The sequence below is a fragment of the Pseudoalteromonas sp. S1608 genome (assembly GCF_005887265.1).
GTDB classification, from domain to species: domain Bacteria; phylum Pseudomonadota; class Gammaproteobacteria; order Enterobacterales; family Alteromonadaceae; genus Pseudoalteromonas; species Pseudoalteromonas undina.
In genome coordinates this window covers 1-12,375 of sequence record NZ_PNDK01000034.1, presented here as the reverse complement: position 1 = coordinate 12,375, position 12,375 = coordinate 1, and the positions used below count along the sequence as shown (strand labels likewise).

Here is a 12,375-nt window from a genome sequence, read left to right as displayed (position 1 = left end):
TCCTTATATTTTCCATAATGTTGCAAAGGCATAGGTTAAGTTAGCGTTCATTTATTAACAAGCTGAGGATTTATACAGCTAATGCTATACTGCATAAAATTTTGACGTATTTAGGCGAGTTAAAAGCTACATGGAAAACTTCATTAAAATAATCTGTATAATTGCAGTAACAAGTGCGGTAATTGCAATTACAGTCTTTATTTCTCACTTTGGTTTTGGTTTTGCATCTAATATTGGCAATTGGGGTGCAATTGGTGACTTCTTTGGTGGTGTACTAAACCCTATGTTCGCCCTATTCAGCCTAATTTTAATTGCTCATACATTAATGCAAAATAAACAAGCGCTAGAGCAAAGTGAAAAGGCCATAGAACAAGGCACCAAAGCAATAGAACAAAATGAAAAAGCGCTTCAAGTAAGTAATAAAGAGCTAGAGCTAACTCGTAACGAACTTAAGAATTCAGCAACAGCATTAGAAGAACAAGCGAAACTACTCGCAGTGCAAAGCTTTGAAACTACGTTTTTTAATATGCTGGAGTTACATAGTAAAACACTTAAACAAGTTAAGTTTAATCCAGACCGTACTTTTATGAATATTATAGATGAGGTTGAAGTAGATCAGATACGTTCTAGGGGAGAATCATCTGGCTCGGATGCTTTTTTTTCAATAATGTTTTTTATTAGTGAAATATCTCAAGGAAAAAATGCCCTTAAGTATTTTGACATATTTTATCTATGGGAAAATAAATGCATAAAGTCATACTATATCACTTTGTATCAAATACTAAAAATGATTGAAAATACACCTTTTAGCAAGCTCGATAAAAAGAAATACAGCAATGTATTAAGAGCTCAATTATCAAATCAAGAACTCGTCATCTTAATGTTATTTTGTATAAACCCTAGAGTAAATAATGCTAAATTTAAAGGAATGGTCATCGAATTTAATTTACTAGAGCATTTAGATATTGTGTACACCCCAGACTATAAAAATTTTATATTAGATGCTGCTAAAATAAACGTATCTCAAGATGAAATAAATGAATACTTAGAATTTGATGAACAGTGTAAGCTTACAAATTCTGCTTTTGGTGAAAACTCTGTTATGTATTCGTATTGCTATGAAAAAGGGTTTCTAAAAAAGGGCTAAAGGTTTTATAACTAGCTCTGTAAGAATGCACAGAGCTGCTTTAAATTAACTTTAAAAAAGGCTCTCCTTTCACAATCACTTTTATTTTATCTAATTTATTAAGCTCATTCGTATTTATGTTTAATAAGTTAGCTTCAACTAAAAATACTGCTCTTTGCTTTTGCTTATCAATATTCAAGACTTTAACCTTTGCAAATGTTTTTGCCTGCTTTGACCGAACAAGCGCTTCACCCTCTACGTCACCAAATACTGAAAAGTTGGTATTATTTTTTGATTCAGATAAAAACTCAACACCCTGCTTTATATCTTTCTTTTTTATAGCAAGCGCATGAAAGTCATTTTCATTTTTGCCAAACGAAACAACCACTGACTCATCCGAACCAGGCAACAAATTGAATGTATCAACGCTTATATAAAGTATTTTCTGTTGAAAATTATAAACATGAGAATAAATTATTAACGCTACAAGTATTATAGAGAAAAATATTTTCATAGGGGGCGAACTCTAATTAACATGTTTATATTAAATAGAGCATAGTTCATTGGAAATAATTGTTAATTGTAATGTCCGAAAAGTGCCATGAGCGGACATTGCTAACGTCCAAATCAGGTGCGCCGTAGGCTCCACCTAGATTTTCTTGTTATATTGCTAACTCGATTTTTCTAGCGTAAATCATACCTTGAGTTGTAGTGATAGGCACTTTATCACGAGAACAAAACATGTCTATACGGTCAATGTTGTTTGATTCTGAATATTCGCTACCTAACTCTAGAATTATTGGTTTGAATGATAACTCTTTAATTGATTTACAACGTTCTGCAATTAAATTGGTAATATTGAAAATAAACCTAAACATATCAAAACCTAATTCATACACTACACCATCAAGATTCAAAGAAGGCTTGTTACAGAACATATTCATATTATTTAAAATATCATTGTGATAGGAATAGCTCTCAGAAATAAAAGCCATTTCCTTTGATACATATTTAAGTTTTTTCTAATACTGTTTATGGGTTTCAGGCACCATAGCATTATCAATAAAAGATTTAATACTTTTCGCGAAGGTTTCAAGCGGAATAATTAGATGCTGCACACGATTAAAGTGTACACTTTCTTCAAAAGACACAAGCATTCTTATGTCATCCACATCTCCAACATGATGAAAGTAATTTCTGATAACCCTCAATAACCTAAAATCAGGATTATCTTTGATATTGCAATCAAATAATTCTTTCAACTTGTCAGCAGTAGAATGAAGATTATTCAAATATGTGAACAAGCTATTCACGTCATGTTTATTAATGGAGTCAAGGTCCAGCAAGGTTTTTTGACTCTGAAAATATCGATCTATAAATGTATAATTTTGCATATGCCTCAATTGTAATATAACACCCAAATAAGTGGCATTAATACGTGGGCTAAATTTGAAGCGAAGAGACAGAGCCCACGTGTCACTGTCCCAGGGAGCTTTCGACCGACTTAATGTGGTTGTTATACGCCTTGCTTAGCAGATACTGGATTACCGTTACCATTAAAAGTTCGTAAGAAGAAGTCGTCATTGATATCTTTCGAATGGATGATGCCTGAGTTTCTGCATACTGTTTTTAAAAGTGTTTGTAGCTTATCGTTAACAACTTGCTCAGAACGTTGCCCTACTGGAGCTTGGAGAATTTCCCAAAAGTTCGTCATTGCTGTCATCACCTCAGGACAATCGGCATAGACAAGAAATATTTCATTCATGGCAATATTAAATTCATTAGAGGCAGGATTGAACCTTCCTCCAATTAGCTTCTTTGCAGTCTCAATTCTTAGTTTCCTTTTTTCAAGGCGATCATAGAACTTAAAAGAAATAAGTACGCCAGTTAGACCTGAAAGAAGTGATGCGAGGATTGTTACAAAAATTGCTTCCGATGTCATAAATATTCCTTTGGCGTATAACAACTTTATCAGAGGACACTTTCCCTAATTTAAGCGCGAAAGCATCCTTATTAAATATACTTATATTAATAGCAAATAGTGTAAGCTATTGCCAGCAATAAATATTATGCTTACTGTAGCTTATTTAAACATGTGCAAAAGGGGAAGGTTTCCTCTTAGTATCGCTTAGCCAGTGCCAATTCCCCTGAATGACCGGTTATCGCTCTTTACAGACCTTTAACAATACTAAGCTTACTTTATGGCACAATATATAAAGTCTTCCCACACCTCAATGCTCTGGCGTTTTTCTTTCATATAGTCGTATCTGTCGTAATGCACGCTCGATACATCAAACTTGTTGTGTTGTTGGAGTATGTCGCGGTTTATTTTATCAATACCCGCTTTACCCATGAGTGTTTTACATGTTCGGCGTAGGTCACGCGGGTTAAATGGCGGCACATCATTCTTTTCACACCAACGCAATATTGCCATCCTTAATGTTGATACATGTGCGGTTGCTGTTGGGTTGTCGCGATGCGGGAACATTTGCCCTGCTTTGCCTGCTTGTTGCATTAGCTCTTGGATAATTGGTATTGCGGTTTCGCAGAATGGCACTATATGATCGCCCCGCTGTTGTACTTTTATTCTGCTAGCGGGAATGGTAAATGTTTTGTTTTTTAAGTCAAAATCACTTACGTATGATCCGTAAACCTCATTTACTCGTTGACCACCCAGTAATAATGCCAGTTTTATGTATTGGTGGGTGTAATAAGGTAGGTCCTCTGCATTCCATACTTTTTTTAGTTCAGCCTCGCTTAACCATCGTTCGCCTTTGTTTTTTGGCGTTTCAAAATTAATGTCTCTGATGAAGTTTATTTTTATGTCGTATAGGTTTGACTTCTTGTACTGTTCTGGTGAGTTATCAAAATCTATGGCAAATTTTAATATGCTCATTAGTACACTGCGAACCAGTCGCGCTTGTTCTTTAGCACCACGATTATATACACGGTAAATAATGTCTCGGGCCATGTCGATTGTGAACTCGTCGGGCATTAATTCGGGTTTTATAAACGGGATGATGTTTCTTTTAATGAGCTTTTCAGTTCGATTTATCGTTGACTCTGCCCAGCGTGTACTTATGAATACGTTAAAGTCATCGAGCATTTGTAACATGGTTCGCTTTGCTGATGATTCAAACTCTGCTTTTTGAGTTTCTAACTGGTGTTCTTGCGGGTCGATATTGTCACTTAATAAGACTGCGATTTTGGCATGTTTACTACGCGCTTTTTTAAGATCGACGGTAGGGTAATTACCAAGGCCAATTACTTTTCGCTTACCGTTTATGTGATACTGAACTCGAAACGTTTTAGCGCCTGATTCACTCACCCTTATTTGTAAACGCCCTTCTCCATAGTTACCTGACTCGGTTAATACGTAACGTTTTTCTTTGGCCTTAAGTGCCTTAATTGATTTGTCTGTAAAGTTCATATAATGCCATTTGAAACTGTGACCACCACATGGGTCACAGTTTTGGTCACAGATTAGTATGCGATAACAATAACAGAACGAGACAAAATGAAAAGCTTTAGACTATTAAAAGTGAGGCTTTGCAATGGGTTGCGACAAGCTAATACTAGATGAAATTTAAAAAACCGACATGCCAAGTAATTCACACATAAAATAAATAAACCTTTAAAAAGCTAAACATAGAATATCGTTCTATTTTTAATAAGCGTACACTGATCATCATAAGTATATTTACTTAATTAAACTTATATTACTACTAGATTAATTGATTTTTTTAATGCTTATATTTTTTTATGATAAGCCAAAATAAACGATTACAGCCAAACTGTTCGTATAACATACAACGCATTGTAATAATCGTACCGATAACTACACTTTAATCTAAGTAATGTACTTGAAACTTAGCGTTACTAGCGCTACTCTAAACGAGGTGGTCTGACCTCTATTAAGGAATTAGCAATGACACTCATATTTACACTTGGTTTAATCGCACTGCTCAGCATTGCGCTTTACCACAGAGCGAGTTGGAACACAGCACTTGGTGTTTCTGCCGCAACATTATTAATTGGTACCTTTGCTGGTGCTTTTGGTTTAATTAGCTGGGTGATCTTTTTAATCATCGCAGTGCCTCTTTCTGTTACTGGTATTCGCCAGCAATACATTATCAAACCTATTTTCACCATCTTTAAAAAAGTAACACCGAGTATGTCTGACACCGAAAAGTCAGCAATCGATGCGGGTACTACGTGGTGGGAAGCGGATTTATTTTGTGGTAATCCAGATTGGAAAAAGCTTCACCAGTATCCAGTTCCAAAACTTACTATTGAAGAGCAGGCATTTATCGACGGCCCTGTTGAAGTTGTATGTAGTATGCTGGACGATTGGGAAGCTACGCATGAGCTGACTGATTTACCTCAGGATGTATGGCAATATCTAAAAGATAACAAATTCTTTGCCATGATCATTAAAAAGGAATACGGCGGCTTAGAATTCTCTGCATTTGCACAATCGTGTGTACTGCAAAAACTAACCAGTAAATCAACATTGCTTTCGTCAATTGTTGGTGTACCTAACTCGTTAGGCCCAGGCGAGCTATTACAGCACTATGGTACTGAAGACCAAAAAAATCATTACTTACCGCGTTTAGCAAGCGGTCAAGAAATTCCATGTTTTGCACTTACTTCGCCAGAGGCGGGTTCTGATGCAAGCTCAATTCCAGACTACGGTGTAGTATGTAAAGGGCAATGGAATGGCGAAGAAGTAGTGGGTGTAAGCCTTACATGGAACAAACGTTACATTACGCTTGCGCCTGTAGCTACGGTGCTTGGTCTAGCATTTAAGTTACAAGATCCAGATGGATTATTAAGCGACGTTAAAGAGCCAGGTATTACCTGTGCACTTATCCCAACAGACACTCCAGGGGTAGAAATTGGTCGTCGCCACTTCCCGCTTAATGTGCCGTTCCAAAATGGCCCTACTCGCGGTAAAGATATTTTTGTACCACTTGATTACATTATTGGCGGTCCAGAAATGGCTGGTCAAGGCTGGCGCATGCTAGTTGAATGTTTATCGGTTGGTCGTGCTATTACGTTGCCGTCAAATTCAGCCGGTGGCATTAAAATGATTGCAGTAGCAACCGGTGCTTATAGCCGTATTCGTCGTCAATTCCGCTTACCTATTGGTAAAATGGAAGGGGTTGAAGAATCAATGGCGAAGCTTGCCGGTTATGCTTACAGCTCAGACGCTGCAGTAAGCATGTCTACAGGCGCAGTTGATTTAGGCGAGAAGCCATCAGTTGTGTCGGCGATTATTAAGTACCACCTTACCGAGCAAATGCGCGATTCAACCATTCATGCAATGGACGTGCTAGGCGGTAAAGGGATCATGCTTGGGCCAAATAACTATTTGGGTCGTGGCTATCAAGGTGCACCTATTGCCATTACCGTTGAAGGTGCAAACATCTTGACCCGTAATATGATTATTTATGGTCAAGGTGCAATTCGTTGTCATCCATTTGTACTTACCGAGCTAGGTGCGTGTGAAATTGAAGACCGCGAAGAAGCGCTTAACGTATTTGATAAAGCGCTAATGGGTCACATTGGCTTTACCATGTCTAACCTTGTACGTACTAAGTGGCTTGCGCTTACTGGCGCTCGCTTTACTAGCGTGCCATACAAAGACGAAACTGCAGAGTTTTACCGTATTGCGTCTCGCTTTAGTGCATCACTTGCACTTATGTCAGACATTAGCATGGCGGTATTTGGTGGTTCTCTTAAACGTAAAGAACGTATTTCAGCACGTTTAGGCGACTTATTAAGTTACCTTTACTTAGTATCTGCAACGCTAAAACGTTACAACGACGAAGGCCGTAAAAAAGAAGATTTTGCATTGGTTCAATGGAGCTGTCAGGATCACCTTTACCACTGCCAGCGTGCACTTGCTGACTTAATCAATAACATGCCGTCGGCTCCACTACGTGGTGTTTTAAAAGTATTGTTATTCCCGTTTGGTCGTCCGGTTCGTAAACCTACCGACAAACTTGAGCACAAACTAGCGCAGTTGTTACAAGTTCCTAGCGAAACACGTAATCGTTTAGCAAGCTATGTATACCTTACAAACGAACCGCTTAATCTTGTAGGCCGTCAAGAGCAAACGCTTAAAGACGTTCTAGAAGTAGAGCCATTGTTTGAGCGTGTATGTAAAGAGAAAGGCGTAAAGCTGCCATTCTTCCAGCTTGATAAAGTGGCGCAAATGGGTTTAGAAGCGGGTATTTTAAGCCAAGCAGAAGCCGATAAGCTCGCTGCAGTAGAAAAAGATCGTCTAGACGTGATTAATGTTGATGACTTTGACCCTGCAGATTTACTTGCTGGCAAAGCAGCGCGTAATAGCAAAGCTAAAGCTAAAAAGGCAGATGCTGCTTAACTTTACTAATAAAAGCTAAGCAACACACCTGTTATAACCATCCAAACCAGCGCATAATGCGCTGGTTTTTTTTGCGCTAAGGCCTGTTGTAGTAAACACCAAACAACCCCTATTACTAGCAATAAGCAATTTGCTTGATTAAATAAAGCCACAAAACCAACCAGTGCGAGTAATAATACAATTAAGCTAGGAATAAATAAGCTAACAAAGAATGCTGTTTGCTTATTCTGCATGTTAAAAAACACACTGTACTGCTGATATAGGTGACGACAATCAAATTGTAGTGAGCTACTAAATAACACCACAAAGGCAAGTGACAAAATACTGAATATAGCAGCTAAATCAGCGCGCTCTTGTAACAACACCTTGGATGCCATAAATACACATAGTAATAAAGCTCCTCGCCATATCAAAGCCCAGCTATTATGCATAAAAAATAACAGCCAAAAGCCTGTAAGTGAATTCAACTTTAGCTTAGCTGTAGCATTAAAAGGGACCATCAAGGTACTTAGCGCAAACAACAGAACAAAGCCGCTATGATAAAGCAATGGACTGACATCAAGCGGTAACGTTGCCCAAACTGCGGATAACAAAAAACCATAAACCAGCGCTATTGGCTTGTATAAACATAAAATGCCGAGCACAAATTGCAATAGTAAAAACAACCAGAAATGCGGCACTCTAAGCCACTGACTCAAACTAAGATCAATAGCGATAATGAGGCTCGCAATCAACCAGCCATTGCTTAAAAGTGATAGCTTTATATCCATAAAACCAAGCCAATATCGCTTCACCAATGTTTGTTGAAAGGCACGTTGAGCGCTGTTTTTTATAGCAGATTTCATTGCGCTCAACATAACACTTTGCAACAGCAAATACAGCCAAGCCATCTGTGCACCATACTGCGGTGCATCGCTGCTATCGATAATTTTTCCCAGCCCTAAAAACAACAGTAAAATCATACCAAGCATGGCAGAGCCAAGTACCACTAGAAATAACAAGCCAAAGTTTTTAAGTTGCAACAATAATTGCGTGAGTTCAGTTTTGTAAGCCTGATAACGATAATCCATAAAGGAGCGATATTGCCCGATTGATTGTTTTAAATTTGCAATCATAACGGTATACACTCAAAGCCACGCTCAATAAATGGCGCTGGTTCATGGCAGGTGATGACTATTTTCCCATTTGGCTTATCTATTAGATATTCATCAAGCAGTACTAATAAATACTGAATACTGGCTTGATCAAGTGCTGCGCTGGGTTCGTCTAGAAGTAAATAAGGTGCATCACGCATAAGCGCTAAAATTAACTGGCATTTCTTTTGATTACCTGACGACAGCGCATCAAAACGAGTATTTAAAAATTCATTGAAATTAAACCCATCTATTATTGTCGTTGGCCAATCACAACCCAGCGTATTCACGGACAAGTTAATAATTTGCTTTGCCGTAAGAAAGTCAGGTAAAGCAATACAGTCTGAGGCTATAGCAACTTGTTTATGCGGTTCGGTTAATGCTTTTTTAGAAAATAAAATCTGCCCACTTTGGCGCGTTTCGAGCTCTGCCAACATCATCAACAACGTTGTTTTACCTTGGCCATTAGGCGCTTCAATGCATATTTTAGGTGCACAAAACTGCACACTATAGCCACTGTACAATACGTTTTCAGCAAACTGTTTATGTAACCCAATGACTTCTATCATAAATACTCCCTGATTTTGAAAGTGAATTATAACTGGTTTTCTATTTTCGTGGGCTACATGGTTTGTAACACTTTATTGCAGTTCGAATAGGCTAATTACTTGCGTTTAAAAAATGTTCGGTTAACACTAAAAGTCTATAATTATAATCCAAGGAATGTATCTATGAAAAAAGCCCTCAAATTTGCCTGTATTAGCTTTGCAGTATCAATTGCATTAACAGGTTGCAGTCAATCTAATAATTCAGCCTCTACCCCTGTGGCAACTGAGCAAACACAACAAGTAAAAACCTATAACGCTAAAACCTTTTTTGATACAACATCTATCATGGGCAGTAGCTTTTCCCCGACTGGCGATAAAGTTCTAGTTAGTAGCGATGAAAGCGGTATCTATAGCCTCTATGAAGTCGATGTAAAAACAGCAAGTAAAACGCGCCTAACCAATTTTGAAGACAGCACCTACCCTATTCGCTATTTCCCAAATGATGAGCGTGTACTATTTACCAAGGACTCAGGCGGTAATGAGCGCTACCATGTTTATGTGCGTGAAGTTGATGGTTCAATCAAAGATTTAACCCCAGGGGAAGAAACCCGCGCGAGTTATGCAGGCTTTACTAAAGATGGCAGTCAGTTTTTTATTACCAGTAATCAACGCGATGCCAAGTTTATGGACTTGTATCGTGTAGATAGCAAAACCTATAAAGTCACGCCCGTTTATCAAAACACACAAGGACTAGATGTGGGCGCAATTAGCCCCGATGGACGCTACATTGCACTGTCTAAAAATAATACCAATAAAGACAGCGATACGTTTATTCTTGATACCTATAAGAAAACCCTCAAGCCGCAATTAATTTCAAAACACGATACACCAGCACAATATACGCCTGAGACCTTCTCTGTAGACAGCAAATATTTATACTACTCAACAGACGCTAAAGGAGAGTTTTCAGAGGTGTGGCAATATGAGCTCGCCACAGGCAAGCACAGCCCAGCATTAAAAGGTGATTGGGACGTTAGCTTTATTTATTTTTCTAAATCTGGGCGTTACCAAGTAAGCGGTGTAAATGCTGATGCCAGCACAAAGGTCACAGTAATAGACACGCAAACAGGGGATGAAATTGCCATGCCTAAATTACCTGCGGGTAATCTACGTGGTGTGAATTTCTCAAGCGATGAGAAAACCATGGCGTTTTATTTAAATTCAGATACCTCACCAAGCAACTTATTTGTTTGGCAAGTTGGCAGTAATGAAGCCAAGCAACTTACCAACACATTAAGTGAAGATATAGATCAAAACGACTTAGTAGAGAGCACCATTGTGCGCTTTAAAAGTTTTGATGATTTAGAAATACCGGGCGTATTATACAAACCAAAACAAGCCAGCAGCACCAATAAAGTACCTGCACTTATTTGGGTGCATGGCGGCCCAGGTGGGCAAAGCCGAACTGGTTATAGCGCAATGCAGCAACATTTAGTTAATCATGGCTATGCTATTTTTGCCGTCAATAACCGCGGTAGCTCAGGCTATGGTAAAACATTTTTCCATTTAGACGATAAAAAACATGGCACCGATGATCTACAAGATATTGTCTACGGTAAAAAACACTTACAAAGCCTAGATTGGGTCGATGCAGATAAAATCGGCATCATGGGTGGTAGCTACGGCGGCTTTATGACCGCAGCCGCGCTTGCCTTTGAACCGGAAGAGTTCAAAGTAGGTATCAATATTTTTGGTGTGACTAACTGGGTACGCACACTGAACTCAATTCCACCATGGTGGGAAAGCTTTAAAAAGGCGCTATACGATGAAATGGGCGATCCTGCCACCGATGGTGAACGTCACCGTGCTATTTCACCGCTATTTCATGCCGATAACATCACTAAGCCTTTAATGGTTATTCAAGGTGCTAATGATCCACGCGTATTACAAATTGAAAGCGATGAGTTGGTTGCTGCGGTTAAAGCTAATGGTGTGCCAGTAGAGTATGTATTATTTGATGATGAAGGCCACGGTTTTAGCAAAAAAGAAAACCGTATCAGCGCCTCCAACGCCTACCTAAACTTTTTAGATACTTACTTGAAAGAACGCTTTGGCCCACAAGGGTAATTGTAAGCCAATTTATATTAAAGCCTGCTGCATTTTCATGTACGCAGGCTTTTTATTGCTTGGTTAATCTAGGTTCCAGTAAAGCGAGCGCCAAACCAAATACAGCAGCAAAAATACCTAAAAACTCAAACCAACTATTGCCTGCATGTGGCATAGTCCGCGAAAGCTCATTTGCAGTATAAACACGTTTACCTCCCTCAACCTCTTCAACAAATGATTCACCGACATACTCATCCATTAACTTAAAACTTGGTACCCTTCTGGCCAGCATTTCCCGATTTTTCTCATCTCTTTTTTCTCGATTCGACTCAATAATATAATTGCTCCAATGAGTAAAAACATTCAGAGGTTCACCTGTTTTGATCACACCTTGTGATTTATATTCGTAAAAGCGCTCATTGAACACATAGTTTTTATGTCCTGCATAAAACAATGCACAACCAATAGATATTAAAAACATTGCGAGATAAATAACCTTACGCTGTGTGGCTGAGCTATTTACTGCTTTACTTTTATACCACAGCTCTACATCGGGTATTTGCATCAGTCTAACTTTATCGTGACTCGATACTAGTGGCTTCATAAACTCATCAATTGAAAGATCTAATGCTATCAATAAAGCTCTAAATATTTCATTGGAGGGAATTGATTTATCGTTTTCAAGCTTGGATAAATAACTCTGCTCTATACCCGCTTGCTGGGCAAATTCAGGTTGGCTCAATTTTTTATTATTTCTTAGCTGCTTTAATTGCTGACCTAATGTACTCATCTTAATGCTTCCTTTTTTAAAGTGAGATTAGATTCTTGGTAATTCATGCAGAGATAAGAAGCTGAATATTAAAGAATAGCCAAGAATATTAGCAGGTTAGTATAGAAGAGTCGAGCTGATAGCTGATAGCTGATAGCTGATAGCTGACAAAAAATTATGTTTGGATTTATTAATAAGGAAATTATTTATTGCTTGTTATTGAGGAAATAACAAGTGGCGGAGTGGACGGGACTCGAACCCGCGACCCCCGGCGTGACAGGCCGGTATTCTAACCAACTGAC

At 38.4% G+C, this 12,375-nt stretch carries 10 protein-coding genes; 3 read left to right on the top strand and 7 right to left on the bottom strand.

Annotated elements, in window-relative coordinates:
* Nucleotides 1-130 precede the first annotated feature (130 nt).
* Complete coding sequence (locus CWB75_RS14050; RefSeq protein WP_138570980.1) at nt 131-1,147, top strand: putative phage abortive infection protein; 1,017 nt, start codon at nt 131-133, stop codon at nt 1,145-1,147.
* 40 nt (nt 1,148-1,187) lie between these two features.
* On the opposite strand, the gene CWB75_RS14045 is transcribed toward CWB75_RS14050, so the two are convergent.
* From CWB75_RS14045 to CWB75_RS14030, 4 genes are all read right to left on the bottom strand, one after another.
* Nucleotides 1,188-1,640 (bottom strand): hypothetical protein, encoded by a 453-nt coding sequence (locus CWB75_RS14045; protein WP_249362332.1) that lies wholly within the window; start codon nt 1,638-1,640, stop codon nt 1,188-1,190.
* 148 nt (nt 1,641-1,788) lie between these two features.
* Complete coding sequence (locus CWB75_RS19145; protein ID WP_212750903.1) at nt 1,789-2,121, bottom strand: hypothetical protein; 333 nt, start codon at nt 2,119-2,121, stop codon at nt 1,789-1,791.
* A gap of 521 nt (nt 2,122-2,642) precedes the next feature.
* Entirely contained in the window at nt 2,643-3,068 is a 426-nt protein-coding gene (locus CWB75_RS14035; protein ID WP_138570979.1) for a DUF6680 family protein, read from the bottom strand.
* Between the two features lie 252 nt (nt 3,069-3,320).
* Complete coding sequence (locus tag CWB75_RS14030; protein WP_138570978.1) at nt 3,321-4,556, bottom strand: tyrosine-type recombinase/integrase; 1,236 nt, start codon at nt 4,554-4,556, stop codon at nt 3,321-3,323.
* A gap of 498 nt (nt 4,557-5,054) precedes the next feature.
* Between CWB75_RS14030 and fadE the strand changes: the two genes are divergently transcribed.
* A complete protein-coding gene (gene fadE, locus CWB75_RS14025; RefSeq protein ID WP_010391432.1) occupies nt 5,055-7,517 on the top strand; it encodes an acyl-CoA dehydrogenase FadE in 2,463 nt (820 codons plus the stop codon).
* 5 nt (nt 7,518-7,522) lie between these two features.
* On the opposite strand, the gene CWB75_RS14020 is transcribed toward fadE, so the two are convergent.
* Both CWB75_RS14020 and CWB75_RS14015 read right to left on the bottom strand, forming a co-directional pair.
* A complete protein-coding gene (locus CWB75_RS14020) occupies nt 7,523-8,632 on the bottom strand; it encodes a DUF6136 family protein (RefSeq protein WP_138570977.1) in 1,110 nt (369 codons plus the stop codon).
* Nucleotides 8,629-9,219, bottom strand: a complete 591-nt coding sequence (locus CWB75_RS14015) for an ABC transporter ATP-binding protein (protein ID WP_138570976.1) — start codon at nt 9,217-9,219, stop codon at nt 8,629-8,631. The genes CWB75_RS14020 and CWB75_RS14015 overlap by 4 nt, the downstream gene beginning before the upstream one ends.
* A gap of 162 nt (nt 9,220-9,381) precedes the next feature.
* Between CWB75_RS14015 and CWB75_RS14010 the strand changes: the two genes are divergently transcribed.
* Nucleotides 9,382-11,325: a S9 family peptidase gene (locus tag CWB75_RS14010; RefSeq protein ID WP_138570975.1), complete on the top strand. Its 1,944-nt coding sequence runs from the start codon at nt 9,382-9,384 to the stop codon at nt 11,323-11,325.
* Nucleotides 11,326-11,377: 52 nt separating this feature from the next.
* Here CWB75_RS14010 and CWB75_RS14005 read toward each other — a convergent pair whose 3' ends face one another.
* Nucleotides 11,378-12,094: a helix-turn-helix domain-containing protein gene (locus CWB75_RS14005; protein ID WP_138570974.1), complete on the bottom strand. Its 717-nt coding sequence runs from the start codon at nt 12,092-12,094 to the stop codon at nt 11,378-11,380.
* Between the last annotated feature and the right edge of the window lie 281 nt (nt 12,095-12,375).